Source organism: Halothermothrix orenii H 168 (genome assembly GCF_000020485.1).
GTDB lineage: Bacteria > Bacillota > Halanaerobiia > Halanaerobiales > Halothermotrichaceae > Halothermothrix > Halothermothrix orenii.
Map to the genome: position 1 here is coordinate 1,349,168 of NC_011899.1, position 20,884 is coordinate 1,370,051.

Here is a 20,884-nt window from a genome sequence, read left to right on the forward strand (position 1 = left end):
CCTTACCCCCCTTCCTTTATTCTATTAAGTTTGGTAGAACTTTTTAACCTGACTTTTTTAATCTGATGTTTGCTGCTTTCTTCTACCAGGATATGAAGTCCATCCAGCTCAAGCTCTTCACCCGTTTTGGGGACATACCCCAGATAATGTAAAATAAACCCACTAATAGTTTCATAATCTTCTTCCCCTGGTAGTGGTTCTGGAAGGATCTCGTTAAGGTCATCTATATCTACCCGGGCATCAATTAATAATTCTTTATCATTGATAAATTCTATCTGGCTGGGCTCAGTATCATATTCATCCTGAATATCCCCGACAATCTCTTCCAGGATATCTTCAATGGTGACCAGACCCGATGTTCCCCCATACTCATCAAGAACAATGGCCATATGGACTTTCTTTTTCTTCATTTCTGTTAAGAGTTCATTAATTTTCTTACTTTCAGGAACATAATAAGGAGACCTTATAAAATCAGCCAGTCTGGCATCATTCTCAGGTTTGGTTAAATACCCGAGTAAATCTTTAACATAAACTACACCGATTATTTCATCAATAGTATTTTTATAAACCGGAATACGGGAATGACCCCTGTCTACAGCTATTTTTATAACTTCAGAGAGTTCAGTATCACTTTTAATACAGACCATATCTATTCTGGGAACCATTATTTCCTTAACCGTTGTATCATCAAATTCAAAAATACTATTTATCATTCTACGTTCATCGGTTTTGATGACCCCTTCTTCTTCACTGACATTTACAAACCGTTTAATCTCTTCTTCACTCAATAATTTTGATGATAGAAGATCTTCATTATCAACAAATATTTTTATTAAATACTCAAAAAAAACAACCACTGGATAAAGAACCCTTTCCAGCCAGTATAAATAAATTGAACTAAATTTTGAGTACCGGACTGCCTTTTTACTCCCCATAGCTTTAGGAGTTATCTCACCAAAGATAAGAACCAGCAGGGTAACAACACCTGTAGCGATCCCGACACCTTTGTTACCAAACAGGGAAATGGCTATAGATGTAGCAATGGCCGAGGCCCATATATTAACCAGGTTATTACCTATTAAAATAGTGGTCAATAATCTGGTTTTATTATTTAAAAGACTGTCGACCAGCCTTGCCCTTTTATCGCCCTGATTGGCCAGTTCTTTAATACGAATCCTATTAACTGACATCAAAGCAGTTTCTGCACCGGAAAAAAATCCAGATAAAATAAATAATATGATTAACCCAATACCGTTATATATCATAATTTCATCCCTCATTATTGCTGTTTTCCATCTCATTTATAATTATAGACCAAAGCAGGGTTATTGTAAAACAAAAGTACGGTTTGTTTATTTATAAAAACTGGAAAATTATAACAGTAACTATAATCCCGATCAGGGCACCTGTGATAACCTCCATAAGACTATGGGTATGGCTTTGAATCCGGCTTTGACCAACAATAAAGGCCAGTAAATAAACCAGGGAAGCCACCAGTATATCACTGGTTAAAAAGACAACTATAGTTGCCAGGGCAAATGAAAGGGCAGCATGCCCGCTGGGCATTCCCCCCTGAAGAGGGGTGCCTCTACCCCCAAGACTTTTTAAGAGTAAAATTATAATTACTATTATCCCCAGATCAATAAAGGTAAGATGGGCGGGATCCTGCTTAATCTGGTTTATTAGAGATAAAGAAAAACCCTTAATATCATCAAGAAAAATCAAATATCCTATTATAATAGCATTGAGGGCAGCCATAAATACCGCCCCGGCAGCCATATTTTTTGCTATTTTGGCCCGGAAACGGTATTCTTCACAGATCATATCAATAACTACCTCTATGGCCGTATTAACAAGTTCCATGGCAATAACAAAGGTTATTGCCAGAAAGAGTATTATAAGCTGCACCTTGGTAACTTCCAGAAACAAGCTTGCCAGAAGTACCAGAAAGGCAACAACAAAATGTATCTTCATGTTTCGCTGGGTCTTTAATGAATGGATAATTCCCTCAAGGGCATAATTAAAACTATCAATTAAGCGGTGTTCCTGCAAAATAATACCCCCTCAATCCCGGTAGAGCTCAAGTTCTTTAAGAACCCTCTCCTCTTTCTGCCTCATTACACATTTTTCTTCATCTGTTTTATGATTATAACCCAACAAATGAAGCATACCGTGAACGGTAAGAAAGCCCAGTTCCCTTTCCAGAGAGTGGCCATATTCATCGGCCTGCTGGCGGGCCCTATCTATAGATATAATTATATCTCCCAGGATATCTTCATCCATTGGAAAGGAAAGAACATCAGTCGGTCCCTCAACATTCCTGTATTTACTGTTCAATTCAGCAATAGTTTTATTATCTACTAAAGCCACACTTACCGTCCCCGACGCCTTTTCAACTTCAGCAGTTTTATTAATCACCGTTTCAATTAATTGTTTGATGTCATTATTGGATCCGGTAATACCCTGATTGTCATTTATCTCTACTTTTACCATTGGAATCACCCTTTTTGATTTCCTTTAACAGGTTTTCGGGATATTCAACCCGGTGATGATATACACCGGTTAAAACCTTGACAAAACTTCTGGCAATAACATCAAGGTCCTTCAGGGTTAAATCACATTCATCGAGCTGACCTTCAATTAATTTCTCCTTAATCATTTCCCTTACCAGACCTTCTATCCGGTTATGGTTACTCTTCTTAAAGTTTTTAGACCTGACTGCTGCTTCCACAATATCTGCCAGCATAATTATGGCTGCTTCTTTGGACTGAGGCTTTGGCCCATCATATCTGAAATCACTTTCCTTGATATTATCATGTTTATCATCACTTAAAGCCTCCTGATAAAAATAAGATATCAAATTGGTTCCGTGGTGTTGTTCTATTATGTCAATAATGGGTTTGGGCAATTTATATTTTCTGGCCAGCTCCACACCATCTTTAACATGTGATTTTATAATTAGGGCACTTAAATTTGGCTTCAGCTTATCATGGGGGTTTTCACCACCAAATTGATTATCTGCAAAAAAGTATGGGCGTTTAATTTTTCCGATGTCGTGATAATAAGCTCCAACCCTTGCCAGTAAAGAATCTGCCCCAATATTATCGGCTGCAGTTTCGGCCAGGTTACCAACCAGCAGGCTATGGTTGTAAGAACCCTGGGCATTTACCAGAAGTTTTTTCAAGAGGGGCTGGCTGGGATTAGCTAATTCCAGCAATCTTACTGATGATGTCAGGTCAAAACTATTTTCAAGAAAAGGCAGGAGCCCATTAGCAAAAATCGCAACCAGAAAACCGTTCAGAATACCGGCTCCAACTGGCCGGATTACCTCCATCCAGGTATAAAATGATCGGTTAAAAGATAACCCTAACACAGTAATAGCCATGACAGCCCCAATATTCAGAGCTGCCCTATTCAGATCTCCCCTCTGGGTTATTTTGGAAGTGCTATATATTCCTACCAGACCACTGATAAAACCAATTACTGCCAGGCTAAAATTAAAATCAAAGAGGATTCCTACCAAAAAACTAATAAAGATAGTTAAAATAATGGCTATATCTGTACTGATTAAGATGGTTGTTAGAATAGAAGCAACTGCAACCGGCACAGTGTACAGTAAATAATCCTTTTGAAATAAATCAATAATTTTACCCATTACAAGAATTATTATAACCATTAGTTCTAAAAAAACTACTTTTTTGTGGTCATTCCATATCTCTGGCTTATAATAATTTAGATATAATCCAACCAGGACCATTAAAATTATGATCGTTATAATAACACCAACAATACCGAGGTAATTTACCTGGGGTTTCTGAAGTCCCAGGGCCTCCAGGGCTTTAATATCATCTTTGGTAACTACATCTCCTTTTCTGACAATTATCTCACCCTTACGAACAGTTATTGTCTCAGGTTCGACCTGTTCCATTACCTCCTGTCGCCTCTTCTGGGTTTGTTCCACATCAAGCTTCATATTTGGTTCAACAAAGGTTTCAAGAATATTTACTAAAGCCAGGCGATATTTTTTGGAAAGGTCCAGCTCAAGGGCTTTTTCGGCCAGTTCATCTTTTGCTTCCGGTAAATCTTTGGGAAGAATACGCCTCTGTAACTGTTCTTCCATTAATCCAAGAGAGATACCCTTTAATTCTTCCAGGTCTTCAACGGGTGCTTCATATAAAGTCTTTATTGTAGTATCTGTAATAGGACCATATTTATCTTTAATATCACTGATTAACTTCTGGTATTTTGTTTCTTTAAGGATTTTTTTATCCATGAAGAGATCAAATAAGGATATTATCCTGTCTTTAACCCGCTTATTAACACTAACGTCTTCCTCGTATATTCTAATAGATTTAGCCTTCATCTTCTTAAGTTCTGAGGTCTTTTCCTCATCAATAAAAGTTATAGTCCGCGGGGCTTCAACATCACTATGGCTTACTTTTCCCGCCTCAAGATCAATCTTACTGGGAACAAGGTCAAGGGTTAAAATAAGAGATACTATAAGGAAAAATAAAATCGCACAAAAAACTTTGCGGTATCTTGAATTTTGTAAAAGCCTGTACATAAAACTCTTGCGATACCACTTTTTCAAAATTGTTAACTTAAACATGGTCAACTCCTACTTTCGTATTTTTCATAGGCCCTTATAATTTCCTTAACCAGGTCATGGCGAACAACATCCTGTTTGGTCAAATAAATAAAATCAATCCCCTTAACATCTTTCAGGACCTTTCTAACCTGGTTTAAACCCGAATTTTTGTGTTGGGGAAGGTCCACCTGGGTAATATCTCCAGTAATAACCGCTTTGGAATTAAACCCAATTCTGGTCAAAAACATCTTCATCTGTTCAGGTGTAGTATTCTGGGCCTCATCAAGTATAACAAAGGAATTATCCAGGGTTCTCCCCCGCATATAGGCAAGGGGAGCAATTTCGATAATATCTTTTTCCAGATACTCATTTACCTTTTCGGGACCAAGTACATCATATAAAGAATCGTATAAAGGCCTTAGATATGGATCAATTTTATCCTGCATGTCTCCAGGTAAGAAACCGAGTTTTTCCCCGGCCTCTATAGCAGGTCGTGTTAAAATAATACGTCCCACATTTTTATTTAATAGAAATTTAACCGCCATAACCACGGCAAGATAAGTCTTACCGGTTCCGGCTGGCCCGATGGAAAAAACAATATCTGAACTCTTCATGGCCTCAACATAAAGCCTCTGACCCAGGGTCTTTACTTTGATCTTTTTACCACGATAGTTTACCTGTAAAACATCATTATATATTTTATTCAAATCTGCCTGATTATTGGTTTTCAACAGTTCGAGGGAATACCTGACCTCCTGTTCTGTTAATAATTTATTTTCAGTTGTAATTTTCATTAACTCTGATAAAAGTCTTCTGACAAATTCAACTTCTTCTTCATCCCCAATAATTTTTATGGTATTCCCTCTACTAATTAACTGAACACCTGTCCTGTCCTCTATTAATTTTAAATTATTGTCCTTGTTACCTACCATATTTCTTAATAACTGGTAATTATTAATTTCAAATTCTTTTTCAGTCGCTACCACCAGGACCCTCCTCGTCTGTAATTTTAGCTATATTTTCTTCAGTCTGGATTAATAATTTAATTTTAACCACATTTTCATTTTTGGTTTCTATAACCCGGGAGTTAACATTTAAAATAATAGTCCCGGAATCTATCTCCCTGAGTATTTTTTTTAAGGCTTTTTCTTTAGCCAGAAAAAGCGCCGTCTTATAGCTTCTTTTTCCTTTGACATACTTTATCTGCCTGTACTCTTCTCTAATTAATTCTATAGGAATGCTGAGATTCCTCCATTCCGGGAGAGATTTAATTTCTTTTCTTATCCTGTAAGACTTCCAGTCAGGTTTATTCCATGGAATTGATAACCCATATTCTCCAAACTTCAATCTATAAATAGTTTTAGATTTTCCAGTATATTTTACCTCTTTATAATTTACAGGGACCTTACCTTCTGCCTCATACCAGACATAAGCCCTGACAATACCCCGGGCCCTCTCGTTTTTATCACGCTTGATAATAAGAGGTTGACCTGATAATACCGTATCTCCTTCTTCAACAACCGCTTTTCCCTTTAAAACAATGATTTCTTTTATCACTCCACTTTTAGCTGCAATGAGGTGTCCGGGTTCTGTTTTTTCTACTATTTTCTTTTCAACGGTCTCAATAAAAAGCCTGCTTCCCTGCCATTTAACATCCACCCAGGCCAGGCGAGGCTCTTCCTTCAGAATAATGCTTTCCAGCCGTTCAGGATTAACCCTGTTTTTTAAAATTCCGGGTCTTACCCCTTCTTCTTTAAGGATGTTAATAATCCTTTCTTCAGGTATTTTTTCAAGACCCTCAATGCCAATAAATAATAAAAAATTTGAGCCAACATAAAGTATTAAAAATAATATTAAAAAACCTACCAAAAGAAAATAATTCTGTTTTGCTCTGGTAATAAGGAAAGGAAGGCCACATTTATCCATTATCCTGACCCGGCACATCCGTTTCCTGACAAGAGGTCTTAATTTATTAAAATTCTTTATATCTATTTTGGCCAGATATCTGGATTTGTTTTCACGCTTAACATCCCACAGAATAATTTCCTTTTCAATGATCTGGTTTATAAACCTTTCCAAGGCATTCCCGGTAATTTCAATTAAAAGATAACCCTGGATAAAATTCATTATTTTTCTCAGCAAAGTTAACGCCCCCTACCCCTGCTCGTAGTTTAGCCCGGTTAATTTTCCCGACAGGGATAAGTGATCGGTCTGTATTTCTTCAATAACAAGATCCTGTCCGGTAACAATCAGGTAACCGGATTTAACCCTGATTTTAACCTCATCAGCCTGGTAGAGGGCAATTCCTTTATGATTTTCCAGGTATATCTTTTGCTGGCCTACCATCATTAATAGTGGTAAATCAAGTACAACTTCCGGAGATAACTCAAAAATATCACAAAACTGTTTTTTTAAACCTTCCATAATTAGAATATCCCCCTTCCCTCTTTTACAAAATTTATGCGAGAGAAAAGGGAAATAATACTGGTTAGGAATATGAGCCAGAAGAATTCTCTTATATTATAACACAATAATTATTTCTTACAAGTTTTACAAAATTAGTTTTATTCTCTATATACTCCGGTATGACAACCTCAACAGATCAGTACAACCCTGACCATCTGTAAAAAAATTGAATGGTGAGTAAAACTGAAATTTATCTCCCGGTTTTGCAACTATGAAAATCAATTATAAAAAAATTGTAAAAAAAATAATAACTCTAAAATTAAGACTGCTGACTATTAACTAGTACAGCAGCCCTTTCTGAATAATATTTTTTTCTCCTGATTTAATCATCTTCTTTTAATTTAATTATCTTTAATTTTTTCTCCTCACTTAACATTGCCAGTATAATTTGAGAAATCTCAAGTTCCCTTTTTTTAAGCATATTTTTTATAAAAAACTCATCTACCCCTATAATATCAAGGTTTATTTCATTAATTTTACCATCTACAATAACCGGCAGGTTAATCTTGTCCTGTATTTGATTGGTAATCACAGTTAACTCACCGGTAGTTTCCAGGAATGCCAGCTTTATTTCATGCAAATTAAAAACATTTTTCTTTCTCAGTTGTAATAAAAGATTACTTACCGTATATCTTATCTTCTTTAAAGCCTTAAAGTCTATTTCCCCTTCTCTGACTAAAACCACCGGTTTTCCATTAATAAATTGCCTTAAAGACTTACTTTTAAGGGAAACAAAAGAAATGAGTATTTCAAGAAAAACCAGTAGAACAATGGGGGTTATCCCTTTAATAAGATTTATTTTTTCTTTGTCAATTGGAATAACCGCAAGTTCAGCAATAAGAATAGCTACCACCAGATCAAAGGGAGATAGTTTACTTATTTCCCGCTTTCCCATCAATCTTACCAGGATAAGCAGTACCAGATAAACGGTAATGGTCCTTATTATTATATTTATCACTCTTTATCAGTCCCCATTTATCCATATTAGACTGTATCAATATTTTATAGTTTTACAATTTACTTTGCAGAAATAAAGATGTCTTTAAACTTTGTATTCCTGATATAATAGATAAATTAAAGATGATTTTACAGAGATAAAGATATCTTTAAACACTTATTGTGCCCTGAATCTAAAACCCATCATTATGTCCTGGATATTTTCACCCTCTTCCTCTGTCATCTTCCATCTAATCCCGGCTCTAAATTCGGGAAAAATTGTGTATTCTAAACCAAGGACAAAGGTATTATTATTATCATTAAATTTTCCGGAACAGTTAACATTCCAGTTATTATATTTTATACTACCACCGAGGTTTATATAAGAACCTGGCATAAATTTTTCCCGGTTAATATCCAGAGATAATGGAAATATTGAAGCTTTTAATTTTGCTTTATTAAAAATGGTTTCATCATAAAGTCCCCAGTATACCCGGGTTTTTTTATAATTATCATATTCCACATAATTGCTAAAATATAAACTATCTAACAATAATAAATCCAAACCAAGGGAAATCCTCCCGGTCTTTTCACCTCTTTCCACTGACCCATAAATTCTTCTGTTACCTCCCCGCTCTACATCGATTATAACATCATCACTGTTAAAAAATATATTTAATTCTCTTTTATTTAGAAACTTTACAGAAGGTTTTTTTCTTCTGTAAAAATATTGTTCAATGTGGAGACATTCCCGAGAAGTACAGTCGATTTATCGGTTATTCTGCCTACTTCAATCATTTTAGCTGTTGCATACAGGACTACAAATTTTAATGAATCATTATCCTCCCTCTTAACCATTAAAAAAACGGGTCTTCTGGTTGTCGGAGTTAAGGATTTAATAGTTTTAATTCTAGAAACCATATCTCTATACTGTATTGAAAAATATATTTCGGTTATTATCTTTTTTTGTGAAGTAATTAATTGTTCAGGGACAAGTTTTATTTTAACGGTATTTTCTTTAGTATTAATCATACCATGATTTATGTCTTCTATTTTAAACACTACTGGTCTGTCTTCAAGGGTAACCAGGTAAATATCTTGATAATAAAAGCGATGAACCTCAGAATTATTTACATTAATTATATGATTTACTCCCATTAATTCCATTAATTCCGGGTCAGATATAATTACCCAGCCTTTATCAGAAATTTTTTTATTGATATTAACACTGATATCAATATTCTGTTCAGATTGGTTATTAAATTCAACAAATTTCAATATATATAGTACATTTTCCTGATTTACACTAACTTCTGTATTATTATTTATTTGATTAGAATCTTGCTTATATTCTATCTTACCACTGGCCTGGACAGGGAGTCCAGCCAGTAATATTATCAGGAAACTTAAAGCAACAACAAAAACCCTGCTATCTATCATATAACTGTCCTCCTACTTAATTGTTGGAGTCACAAATATTAATAATTCTCTATCTCCGGTATCATTTACTTTTTTGGTAAAAAGCCATCTTAATAAAGGAATTTTATTTAATCCAGGTACAGACTTTTTATAATTATAATCATCCTGTAAAGTCATACCGGCTATAACCGCTGTCTGACCACTTGCTACCCTGACTGTAGTATCAAGTGTGTTTTCTCTAACTGCTATTTCAGGTAATTTAGAATTTACGAAATGGCTTATTGAAGGTGAGAAATCAAGTATCATTTCATCTTTAGAAATTAACCTGGGGGTTACTTTTAAAGAAATACCCACTTTAATATCTTTAAAGTACTCTATTTCCTCATCCTCTGTAATAAATAAGGTCTGTTTTTCTCCAATGAATAACTCCGCTGGCTCTCCATCCATGACGACAATACTGGGGTCAGCATGTATTTTAGCCTTTTCCTCTTCCTGTAAAATTTCAAGTCTGGTCAACAAATTTTCGAATATATTACCATTTAAAACCAGTGATGACCCATCATATTTTAAGTTTAAAGATGGATTATCCTTTTCCCGATATTCAAGAAAACCTGTCCCCAGTTTTTTGAGTTCTTTTGTTGAAACTTCACTGACTACTACTGTAATTTTAATCTGTTTTCTAGGTTTATCAATCCTCTTAATAAGATTAATTATTTTTTCCATCTTTGTCGGCGGTGCAGAAATAGATAACATGTCTCCTTTATGGTTTCCATAAACATAATCTTTAAGGTGGGGAGGAAGTATTGATAATACTGTGCTGACAGATACATTCTCCAGGTCAACAATCCTGGTATTGATCAGGTCACCAAAATTCCGACTCCCGGGGTCAGCCAGTCCAACCAGATAATAGTTATCCTTATGGTAAAAGGTATAACCCCCACCAGATAATATTATTTCCAGAGCCTTTTCCAGGGGAACATTATTTAAATCTGCCGTAACAACACCCTCTACTGTATAATCAGGTATAATATTTACTCCCGTTTGCAGTGAAATTTCATTGAGGGCTTCCCGTAATGGTGTCTCATAAAACACAATTGTAACCCGGGGTTGACTTTCATCTGCCAGCAGCACCCCAGTGGTGATTAACAAAAAAATTAATACTAAAACATTAATCCTGATAGACCTGTCCATAAGTGTACCCCCTGTTTTCGTCTTTTTATTTAATAACCCTGATAGAAACAGGTATCTCCTTCTTTTTTATTACTTTTTCTTCTTTATATACTGTAAATATTAAATTTCCCTGCAACCTGTCTTTATCATTATTTCGTGGCACTTTAAAGGCCACCAATAACCTTCCCTTTTGATAACCTGATAATCTAATATTGTTATTAATAATATCTATCCATGGTTTTAAATCAGGGTTCTTACAGTTCAGCAGTACCTGAGCAGCAAGATTATTTTTGAGTTTAAAAACCATTGTTTTTCTCTGACCACCATGAAGCTTTATATTTATCCTGTTGGGTTTTATAATAACACCCTTATCCTTAACAGTGGAATATAAAAAGTCACCCTTTTTTATTTCTATATCCCGGGTTTTAATAACCCGGACATGTTTCCCTATTTTTAAAAACACCCGAATCTGATAGGTACCTGCCGCTAATCTTTTTTTATCAGACCTGTAATCTTAATAATACTAACGGGATAAACCCTTATGGTAGTATAGTTTGTCTTTTCAAGTGCCGGACTAATAAGTTTTACCCTGTCTACCAGCCTGTTATTACTGTCTCTAATGGTAGCTTCTCCTGACAGGACACAATCCAGCAATGAAGGATTTTTTACATGTACAACCATCCTGGGAAGACCCTCATTATTTTTTCTTAAATCTATATCAAGTATTTTGACCTGAGGTCTAAGCCCCGGGGTTTTTACCCTGATATTAATCCGGACAGCATACTGAATAACATACTGAAGACCACTTTTATTTTCCTTCCTGGTCCGTAACATAAGAACTACTGTTTTGGTCCCCCGGGCCTGTAAGGGGACTTTTACTTTTCCTCTGATAACTTTTTTATGCCCGGGGTGTAATATAATTTTTCTTTTATCCAGCTTTACCCATTGAGCCGGTTCATAACTGTTTAAATCCTGTATTTTACGGTAATTTAAAGACCCATCTATTAGCTGAACTAATTGATATAGAGATACATTTACTTTTTCCTCATGTTTATCTGCCGTCAAAACAATCTGGAAGTCTCTTTCCGCCCCCGGTTTGGCTTCAAGGTTTATCACCATTGGAGATACACCGGCTGATTCAACATTATAATTTATTAAAACCGCAGATATTAAAGATAAAAAGATACAAATAAATACCTTCCTGAGAAATTTCAAGGTCAAAATCCTGTCACCACCTTTTTTATTAGAAGAAGGAGGTGTTTATCTGTAACCTCCTTCTTCTTATAAAATTACCCGATCAGTCTACCGGAGGAGCTGAAATTGTAAAAACTACATTTCCTTTGTAAGTACCCGGGGTTACTTCCCACCAGCCATTATCTGTTGAATCCCACTCTACGCCTTCTTTACTCCATTGTGGTAAAGTCATAGTTACATCAAAAAAATGAACCCCTGGATCATCAATATCTATTGTCTTTACAATACTATTCCTAGAATCCAGGGTAAAATCATTATCGGTAGTTCCAGACATAAAATCGAGGGTAAAATCAAGTTCTTCACCGGTTACTGTATTAACCAACTTACCGAACCGAGCGGTAATAGTCACATTACCATTGGTACGAACCCTTATCTTACCCTCATACAGTTCACTGTTATAGTCGGGGTCAGCAGTTTCAATTTTAACTGGAACCCCACCATCCATTACGCAGATTTCTCCATAGGTTCCTATTTTTGCCTCTAACCCCAGGGTACTGGTACCACCTGAAGTGCTGGCAGCCTGAATGACAAGGGACAAACCAAACAACATTGTCAAACTTAATACCACAGTAAAAATTCTTTTCATGGACATTCCTCCTGTTACTGTATATTTAATGCAGCTTTAAATAATCCCCCCTTTCTGCTGCAGGACTAACCATAAAAAACTTGTACAAAATTTTTTTTGAGAATTTAATCTCTTTAAGTAATTACAATCTATATATATTAAGGAAATTTATTTTTTATGCAATAAAAAAAGAAAAACCTGTACTCCACCAGAGTACAGGTCCCAACCTTTTATATCCCTATATTATATAGTAAAACATCAAACTGTCTTCAGTTATATAATCACTACATATTTAACACATCATGTGAATAATAATCTGGTTTATAGGCAATATTATGGATCGCTTCAATCTTCCTGACAGTACGGGTTTTTGACCTCATTACCAGAGAGTAGGTTACAGCCTTTTTTCTGGAATAGGTAACACCCTTTAAAAGGTCGCCACCGGTTATCCCTGTAATAGAGATCATCACATCATCCCGGACAAGGTCCCCGGTAAAATAAACCCTGTCCAGATTTTTAATCCCGAAGCTAAATGCCTTTTCAACATCTTCCCGATTGCGGGGTTTCAAGCGGGCCTGTATCTCTCCTCCAAGACACTTTAAGGCCGCTGCTGTTAAAACCCCTTCCGGAGCCCCACCTGTTCCCATCAAAATATCAACTCCACTATCTTTCAGGGCAGTTGCAATTCCACCTGCAACATCTCCATCACTGATAAGTTTAATCCTGCACCCCACCTGTCTTATCTCAGATATTAATTTTTCATGGCGGAGTCTATCGAGAACTATGACAGTTAAATCTTCCAGCTTTTTATTCAAAGCAGAAGCTACTTTTTCTAAGTTGGTGCGCACAGGGGCCTCTATATCAATTACCCCCCGGGCACCTGGGCCCACTGCTATTTTCTCCATATAGGTATCCGGCGCCTTCAGAAGTGTGTTCCGGGGACCAACTGCCAGAACAGCCAGGGCGTTGGGCAAACCCCTGGCAACCAGATTCGTACCTTCCAACGGGTCTACGGCTATGTCTAAACTTGGACTTTTACTCCCATTACCGATCTTTTCTCCAATATAAAGCCTTGGAGCCCTGTCTTTTTCACCTTCACCGATAACTACTTCACCATCAATCTGTATTGTATCCAGAACAGAGCGCATGGCTTTCACCGCTGCCCCATCTGCTTTTTTACGTTTTCCTTTACCCATCCATGGTGCTGCTGCTAAAGCAGCTGCTTCAGTAACCCTTACAATTTCAATTGCTAATTCCCTGTTCAATATTAATCTCCCTTTCCTTTCATATTGTCACAAAGAAAATCGACTAGATTCCTGGCAATATTGGTCTTGGAGAACCTCCCTACAACCTCCATATCTTCATTGACTACCGGTAATGAATCTATCTGATTATCTACAATTTTTCTGGTTGCCTCGAGATAGGAGTCATCGGAGGTTGCTATTATGATATTTGGCATTCTGGTCATAGCCAGACTTACAGGTGTTCTTTTTAGATCATTTTGACCCATACTCATTTTTAATAAATCTTTTCGCGAAATAACTCCACAGAGTTTTTCATTTTCATTGATAACAAATAAAGTCCCGACATCCTCTAAAAACATGGTTACAATCGACTTATATATACTTACATCTTCGGCAACAACAACAGGAGGAGACATAATATCCTTAATGGGTATTTTTACCAGTTCATCAACCTCATCTATTTGCAGCTTTTTTTCAATATAGAAATAACCTACCCTTGGTTTTGCTTCCAGTAAATTGGCAGCAGTCAGGACAGCCAGGTCAGACCGCAAGGCTGCCCGGGAAAGACCAAGCCTTTCTGCGATATCCTGACTGGTAATAGGTTCATTCTGTTTTACGATACGAATTATCTCCTTCTGTCTTTCAGATAGATTCATTATATTACTCACCCTCTTAACTTATTTAAAATTATCTTAACTTATTTAAAATTATTTTCTTCTCAATAGATGCAACTAACTTTTTTGTCTCAAAAACTGTATCCGGATTAACACTTATACTGTCAATACCCTCTTGAACTAAGAACTCGGTTAATTCAGGATAGGTTGAAGGACCCTGACCACATATCGAAACCGTTTTATCATATCTGTGCGCTATTGTTATAAGTCGTTTTATTGCCATTTTAACTGCAGGATCCCTTTCATCAAAATACCCCATCTGATTTAATATTCCTGAATCCCTGTCAGCTCCAATAATAAGTTGGGTCAAATCGTTACTTCCTATACTGAATCCATCAATTAGCCTGGAAAATTCCTCAGCAAGAAAAATAACAGACGGTACTTCAGCCATTATCCAGACTTTAAAATCTGGACCCCTCTCTAAACCTTCCTCTGCCAGTATCTTAAGAACCTTTTTAACTTCCCATGTTGTTCTGACAAAGGGAAGCATTACATATACATTATTCAAGCCATAGTCATCTCTGACCTTTTTTATGGCTTTACATTCCAGCCTGAAACCCTTTTCATATCTGGAGGAAATGTAACGGGCAACACCACGCCACCCGATCATGGGGTTATTTTCAACCGGTTCTACCTCTTCTCCTCCTTCCAGTCCCCGAAATTCATTTGTCCTGAAATCACTGAGCCTGACTACAAGTTTCCGTGGATATATTTTTCTGGCAACTTTAGAAACAGCTTCTGCCATTTTACGGATCAGGATATTCCCCTGTCCTTTTTTAAGTAAATAAAGGGGGTGTACCCCGACATAATTTGAGAATATAAACTCAGTTCTCATAAGGCCAATACCATCAAAGGGAATATCTTTGTATCTATCAATAAGATTTGGTTCCCCCAGGTTCATATATACCTTTGTAGCTGTTACAGGAACATACCCGGAACCAGCATAGTTATGTGATTTATTATTATTTAATCTTTCCTTACTGGTCTCAAAATTAAACCCGGAAAATACTGTTCCTCTGGTAGCATCAACTGTTACCTTCATTCCATCCTTCAAAATATCGGTCGCTTTTCCTGCCCCAACAATACAGGGAATTCCCAGTTCCCGGGATACTATTGCTGCATGACAGGTCCGCCCTCCCTCATCAGTAACTACTGCTGCCACCTTCCTCATAACCGGTACCATATCCGGGTTTGTCATTACTGTAACTAATATATCGCCTTCTTTTACCTCGTTTAATTTTTCCATATCATTAATTATCTTAACTTTTCCCTTCCCTATGCCTGGAGAGGCACTTAACCCTTTAACCAATGGTTTTAGTGACTTTTTTCTGGGTTTTAAAGTAGTTATTGGTCTTGCCTGTAAGATATATAGTCTATCAGTATATGCCCATTCTATATCCTGGGGTCTACCATAATGATTTTCGATTTTGAGGGCGGCCTCCACCAACTCTCTTATTTCCTCCGGTTTTAAAGAAAGTTTTTTAACCTTATCTATCCCCAGATAGGTAGAAATATCTACAACTTCAGTTCCTGACATTGCCTTTGTATTCTGGACAACCATATTGTTTTTAGTTCCCGGATTTTGTTCAATTACCTTCATGTTCCTTTTATCAACTATAAATTCATCAGGGGTTACCATGCCAGATACAATAGCCTCTCCCAGACCCCAGGACGAATTAATCATTATTTCAGTATCATTATTCGTTACCGGATTAACTGTAAAAAGAACACCTGATTTTTTACTATTTACCATTAATTGAACTACAGCACTGAGGCCTACCCCAGGATGCTCAAAACCATTTTCTTCACGATAAAATATGGCCCTGACTGTCCACAGGGAAGCCCAGCACATCTTAATTTTCTCTTTTAACTCTGCCATACCATTTACATAAAGGTAGGTATCCTGCTGCCCGGCAAAAGATGCTTCTGGTAAATCTTCTGCAGTAGCCGAACTTCTAACAGCCACAAACGAATTACCACCAGATACATCAATCAACTTATTATAGTTTTCTTTTAACTTCCGTTCAAACTGTGTGCTTAATTTAGAAGAAATAATAATATTTCTAATTTTTGTTGATATTTTTTTTAATGATTCCATATCGTCTCTATTAACTCTTCTTAGTTCAGTGGCAATTACTTTATCGAGGCCCTGTTCTTTTATAAAACGGTGATAGGCGTCTACTGTTACACAAAAACCCGGAGGCACTGACACCCCTAGCTGTGATAATTCCCCGAGATTGGCCCCCTTTCCTCCCACCCTGTTTACATCCTTTCCTGTTAGCTCTTCAAACCATTTAATGTACTTCATTTAATAGTATTACACCTCTTTCATAAATATTTTTATTTTATAACGTATACTTTATTTTTTATATTCTACACTTTTTTGAGTTTCCCTCTTTATATTGTACATTATTTTTTGTAAATATATTCTAATTAAAAAATAACAAACTGGCCTGTCCCGTAATCATGACATTGTGAATTTATTGATAACAGAACTACAGGATACAAATGTATATAATTTCCTGAACATTAAAAAAAACCCCTAAGTGGGTTTTAGGTTAAAAAAACTATCCTCACTTAAGGGGTGTATTAATAATAATTTAGTTCAAACCGTTAACAGCCTCTCTAAATTCCTGATAAGATTTAGATTCACTATGCTGTGAATGGTTCCGGATCTGATCGAATTCAGTATAATTATCCAGTAATAATTCGACTATTTCCTGATCCAGGTGACCTTCACTGGCCATACTCTGTAGTACTTTAATTGCCTGTTCTTTACCCATCCCGGAACGGTAGGGGCGGTCTTCAGTAATGGCCGTAAAAACGTCAGCTACTGCCATTATCCGGGACCCCTGTGGTAAATCTTTTGAATCCAGATGAAAGGGATAACCATTCCCATCAAGCCGTTCATGGTGATAAGAAGCCCATTGTTTTATAATAGCTAATTCTTTAAGGTTATCCAGCACCTGGTAGGTATAATAAGTATGGCTTTTTATAATATTATATTCCTCCCGGGTTAACTTTCCTGGCTTTTCCAGTATTTTAACAGGCACAGCCAGTTTACCGAGATCATGAAGATACCCTGCTATTTTCATCATCAATATTTCATTACCCGAATAGCCCAGTGAGCTGGCCAGGGTTGTTGCAGTAGCCGCTACTCCATCAGAATGGGTTGCCGTAAAGGGGCTTCTAAAATCTATTACCTGACTGAATAGCTTTGTAAGCTCAGCCAGTCCCTCTAAACCAAGGTAATTTCTCTTTATATCATTGTAAGCATCTAAAGGACCTTTAATTGCCTTTGGAGATATAATATTTAACCAGAAGTATTCTTTTTCCTGAATTCTTTTAAAAGCTTCTACAGCGTCAGGCCAGAACTTATTACCTGAATTCATCTCTATTAACCGGGTAATTTTATCCCTCTGGTTAAGGATATCAGCCCCCGATTTAATCAAAACGGCGATCCGGTCAGCCAGGTGTAAAACATGGGCAGTTAACGGGACCTTTTCCCCGTTATATGTCTGTCCCTTCCCATAACTCCAATCATAGTGATGATATCTGACAATAGGAGCAATCTCAGATAAGGGTTTTGAATTCATCAATAGATGGTATCCCACCCGGGCGTGATAGTCATCCTCTTTATCAAATCTTAAATTATTAATTCCTTCATTTAGATAAAAAGCCCCAACATCATGAAGAAAAGCCGCCAGGGTTAAGTTTTTTTTATCATCTTGACTCAATTCCATCTCTTCCCCCAGCATTGAAGCAATATAGGCTACCTGCTCATGATGCCCAACCACTGTTTTACTAATCAAATCCAGAGTATCAGATAAGCATAAAATAACATCATACAATGATACATCTAATCTGTTATCCATAAATTATATACACTCCTTATTATGTAATGTTTTCAAACCTGCTATGTAAGTTATTTCACATATTGGTAAAACATAAATCAATAATTTTCAATCTTCATATATATAATTCGTTTAGATATTATTAAATCCTTCCAGTTTTATTGTTTTTCGTTATTTTGTATTATTTTTTTGTTTTTTTATGTAATTTTATTGGACTTTAACTATCCCCAATCCAGTAACCTGACTTTTAAAATTATTTTTGAAGTAAATATAACTCAATAAAAAGCTTCTTTTGAATGTTTCTTATTTGGAAAATATAAGAATAAAAAAAGCCGGGGAATTTCCCCTGGCTTCAAAACGATAAACTCATAATATAACACCTGTAAATTTAAATTTTTTATATCAATACTTATATTAAAGTCTAACTTGTAGTTATATTAAAGGCTAACTTAATTTTTTCCTGACAATATTGTTAACAACCTTACCATCAGCCCGACCCCGGATCCGGGGCATAATTATTTGCATTACCTTTCCCATATCTTTCATACTTTCAGCATTAACCTCACTAATAACCTCATCTACTATTTTCTCAATTTCTTCCTTGGTGAGCTGTTCGGGAAGGTATTTAGACAGGATTTCAATTTCTTTATCCAGATCTTTAACTACATTTTCTTTGCCTGCTTTTTTGTATTCTTCAATAGATTCTCGCCTTTGTTTTACTTCTTTGGCCAATACCTCAACAACCTCATCATCACTTAAATCTTTCCGTTTATTAATCTCGACATTTTTTATAGCAGCCCTGGCCATCCTTATCACTGATAACTTCATCTTATCTTTTTCTTTCATTGCCTTTTTCATATCTTCAACTAACTGTTCTTTTAATGATTTCATATCTCAAACCCCCTGTTTAATTCAATATGTAATTAACCTGGAGGCCACTGCAAATTACGTCCACCCAGTAAATGGAAATGGATATGAAAAACAGTCTGGCCTCCCTCTTCATTACAGTTAGAAACTACCCTGAAACCCCTGTCAGCAATACCTTCTTCCCGGGCCAGTTTAGATGCGATTTTATATATATGACCAATCAGTTCTTCATCACTCTTTTCCAGGTCAAGAAGAGTCGGGATATGTTTTCTGGGCACAATTAAAAGGTGGACAGGGGCCTGTGGGTTGATATCTTTGAAGGCGACCACTTTTTCGTCCTCATATACTAAATCTGTATCCATTTCCCCATTTGCAATTTTGCAAAAAATACAATCACCCATAAGTTTCACCTCACTTATGTTGATTTATCAAATGTATTGATTTAAAAAAATAATGATACACTTAACTAAATATATTTTAACCGGGCTGTATAGTTATCTTTATATATCTTCTAGAATATATTATAAAACCCTTTATTTTATTACTTTTCCAATGGCATATTCATGGTTATAGGCTTTATCCAGCCTGACCTTACACATTTTACCACGCAATGAATCATCAGCGTTTTCAATCATAACCTTAATATAGTTACCAGTAACTCCAGTCAATAAGTTAGTCCTGCTGTCCCGATTATCCTCAATAATAACATCCCTGAGGTGACCCCAGAACCTTTTTTGATACTCTAACATTAATTTTTTATTTAGTTCACGCATCTTTTTGCTATATTCTTTTTTAACATCACCGGGAACCTGATTTTTCATCCTGGCAGCAGGTGTACCCTGCCTAATAGAAAAAGGGAAAACATGAAGCCTGCTAAAACCTAATTCCTTTACTGTATTATAACTTTCATTAAATTCCTTTTGCCCTTCACCCGGAAAACCAACTATTATATCGGTTGTTATCGCTATATCTTCTATTATTTTCCTTATTTTATCAACAGTCTCCTTAAACTCCTCAACCGTATAGGGCCTCTTCATCTTTTTTAGAATAGTATTACTCCCACTCTGTAATGGAAGATGCAAATGGGGACAAACCTTGTCTTCACTGCCCATTATCCTGATTAAATCATCATTTACCTCGGTAACTTCAAGGGAACTCAACCTGATTCGTGCAAGCCCCTTGACTTTTACAAGATTCTGAATTAATTCCACCAGAGCTTTATCATTATTTTCATCAAGTCCATATGCTCCCAGGTGAGTACCTGTCAGTACTATTTCCTTAACCCCGGCCCGGACAAGTCTCTCAACTTCCTGGATAACCGATTCCTCTTTTCTGCTCCTGACAGGCCCCCGGGCATAGGGTATAATACAATAACTACAGAACTGATTACAGCCCTCTTCAATTTTGATATAAGCCCTGGTTGTTTCTTTTACTTTATTTATATTAAGGTCTTCATAGGTGGTTAACTTTTTAAAATCTTTTACATCAGTTACTTCTTTTCCACCTGTCCTTACTTCTTCAACTAATTTAACAATGTCCTTCCTTCGATCTGAACCGAGAACAAGGTCAATGGCATCTATTTTCTTAACCTCATCAGGAGAAACCTGGGCATAACATCCGACCAGAGCCACTACTGCCTCCGGGTTTTTCCGCCTGGCCTTCCGGGCCAGCTGTCTTGATTTGCGAGCAGCTTCATTGGTTACAGTACAACTATTAATAATATAAACATCTGCCCGGTCATCAAAATCAACAACTTTATAACCGGCCTCTTCAAATATGCCCATCATGGCTTCTGTCTCATAATGATTCACCTTACAACCAAGGGTGTGGAATGCTACTGTATTCAT

The 20,884-nt window shown here is 36.4% G+C and carries 21 protein-coding genes; all 21 read right to left on the bottom strand.

What is annotated here, in order from left to right:
• Positions 1-2: 2 nt before the first annotated feature.
• The 21 genes from HORE_RS06560 to mtaB all read right to left on the bottom strand — a co-directional run bounded on the left by HORE_RS06560 (position 3) and on the right by mtaB (position 20,884).
• Positions 3-1,301 (bottom strand): hemolysin family protein, encoded by a 1,299-nt coding sequence (locus HORE_RS06560; protein ID WP_226984139.1) that lies wholly within the window; start codon positions 1,299-1,301, stop codon positions 3-5.
• 55 nt (positions 1,302-1,356) lie between these two features.
• The gene (locus tag HORE_RS06565; RefSeq protein WP_012636191.1) at positions 1,357-2,052 is read right to left on the bottom strand and encodes a diacylglycerol kinase; all 696 of its coding nucleotides are present in this window, start codon (positions 2,050-2,052) and stop codon (positions 1,357-1,359) included.
• Between the two features lie 12 nt (positions 2,053-2,064).
• A complete protein-coding gene (gene ybeY, locus HORE_RS06570; protein ID WP_012636192.1) occupies positions 2,065-2,493 on the bottom strand; it encodes an rRNA maturation RNase YbeY in 429 nt (142 codons plus the stop codon).
• Positions 2,471-4,609 (bottom strand): HD family phosphohydrolase, encoded by a 2,139-nt coding sequence (locus HORE_RS06575; protein ID WP_012636193.1) that lies wholly within the window; start codon positions 4,607-4,609, stop codon positions 2,471-2,473. The genes ybeY and HORE_RS06575 overlap by 23 nt, the downstream gene beginning before the upstream one ends.
• 2 nt (positions 4,610-4,611) lie before the next feature.
• Positions 4,612-5,520 carry a PhoH family protein gene (locus HORE_RS06580; protein WP_050748647.1) on the bottom strand — a complete coding sequence of 303 codons (909 nt, stop codon included), beginning with the start codon at positions 5,518-5,520 and terminating at the stop codon, positions 4,612-4,614.
• A 40-nt stretch (positions 5,521-5,560) separates the two neighbouring features.
• Entirely contained in the window at positions 5,561-6,730 is a 1,170-nt protein-coding gene (gene yqfD / locus HORE_RS06585; RefSeq protein ID WP_012636195.1) for a sporulation protein YqfD, read from the bottom strand.
• 12 nt (positions 6,731-6,742) lie between these two features.
• A complete protein-coding gene (gene yqfC / locus HORE_RS06590; protein ID WP_012636196.1) occupies positions 6,743-7,012 on the bottom strand; it encodes a sporulation protein YqfC in 270 nt (89 codons plus the stop codon).
• A gap of 364 nt (positions 7,013-7,376) precedes the next feature.
• A complete protein-coding gene (locus HORE_RS06595; RefSeq protein WP_012636197.1) occupies positions 7,377-8,012 on the bottom strand; it encodes a DUF421 domain-containing protein in 636 nt (211 codons plus the stop codon).
• A 156-nt stretch (positions 8,013-8,168) separates the two neighbouring features.
• Positions 8,169-8,555: a hypothetical protein gene (locus tag HORE_RS06600; RefSeq protein WP_012636198.1), complete on the bottom strand. Its 387-nt coding sequence runs from the start codon at positions 8,553-8,555 to the stop codon at positions 8,169-8,171.
• A 134-nt stretch (positions 8,556-8,689) separates the two neighbouring features.
• Positions 8,690-9,430 (bottom strand): hypothetical protein, encoded by a 741-nt coding sequence (locus tag HORE_RS06605; protein ID WP_012636199.1) that lies wholly within the window; start codon positions 9,428-9,430, stop codon positions 8,690-8,692.
• A 12-nt stretch (positions 9,431-9,442) separates the two neighbouring features.
• Positions 9,443-10,600: a type II and III secretion system protein gene (locus tag HORE_RS06610; protein ID WP_012636200.1), complete on the bottom strand. Its 1,158-nt coding sequence runs from the start codon at positions 10,598-10,600 to the stop codon at positions 9,443-9,445.
• A 25-nt stretch (positions 10,601-10,625) separates the two neighbouring features.
• A complete protein-coding gene (locus HORE_RS06615; RefSeq protein ID WP_012636201.1) occupies positions 10,626-11,042 on the bottom strand; it encodes a hypothetical protein in 417 nt (138 codons plus the stop codon).
• 23 nt (positions 11,043-11,065) lie between these two features.
• The gene (locus HORE_RS06620; RefSeq protein ID WP_012636202.1) at positions 11,066-11,800 is read right to left on the bottom strand and encodes a hypothetical protein; all 735 of its coding nucleotides are present in this window, start codon (positions 11,798-11,800) and stop codon (positions 11,066-11,068) included.
• A gap of 76 nt (positions 11,801-11,876) precedes the next feature.
• The gene (locus HORE_RS06625) at positions 11,877-12,419 is read right to left on the bottom strand and encodes a hypothetical protein (RefSeq protein WP_012636203.1); all 543 of its coding nucleotides are present in this window, start codon (positions 12,417-12,419) and stop codon (positions 11,877-11,879) included.
• Between the two features lie 263 nt (positions 12,420-12,682).
• A complete protein-coding gene (glpX, locus tag HORE_RS06630; RefSeq protein WP_012636204.1) occupies positions 12,683-13,663 on the bottom strand; it encodes a class II fructose-bisphosphatase in 981 nt (326 codons plus the stop codon).
• A 2-nt stretch (positions 13,664-13,665) separates the two neighbouring features.
• Positions 13,666-14,298 (bottom strand): transcriptional regulator CcpN, encoded by a 633-nt coding sequence (ccpN, locus tag HORE_RS06635; protein WP_012636205.1) that lies wholly within the window; start codon positions 14,296-14,298, stop codon positions 13,666-13,668.
• A 31-nt stretch (positions 14,299-14,329) separates the two neighbouring features.
• Positions 14,330-16,624, bottom strand: coding sequence for a phosphoenolpyruvate synthase (ppsA, locus tag HORE_RS06640; RefSeq protein WP_012636206.1), 2,295 nt, complete (start codon positions 16,622-16,624; stop codon positions 14,330-14,332).
• Between the two features lie 292 nt (positions 16,625-16,916).
• On the bottom strand, positions 16,917-18,191 hold the full coding sequence (locus HORE_RS06645) for an HD-GYP domain-containing protein (protein WP_012636207.1): 1,275 nt from the start codon (positions 18,189-18,191) through the stop codon (positions 16,917-16,919).
• Positions 18,192-18,614: 423 nt separating this feature from the next.
• Positions 18,615-19,061, bottom strand: a complete 447-nt coding sequence (locus tag HORE_RS06650; protein WP_012636208.1) for a GatB/YqeY domain-containing protein — start codon at positions 19,059-19,061, stop codon at positions 18,615-18,617.
• Positions 19,062-19,093: 32 nt separating this feature from the next.
• Positions 19,094-19,438: a histidine triad nucleotide-binding protein gene (locus HORE_RS06655; RefSeq protein ID WP_012636209.1), complete on the bottom strand. Its 345-nt coding sequence runs from the start codon at positions 19,436-19,438 to the stop codon at positions 19,094-19,096.
• Between the two features lie 132 nt (positions 19,439-19,570).
• Positions 19,571-20,884 carry a tRNA (N(6)-L-threonylcarbamoyladenosine(37)-C(2))-methylthiotransferase MtaB gene (mtaB, locus tag HORE_RS06660; protein ID WP_041605936.1) on the bottom strand — a complete coding sequence of 438 codons (1,314 nt, stop codon included), beginning with the start codon at positions 20,882-20,884 and terminating at the stop codon, positions 19,571-19,573.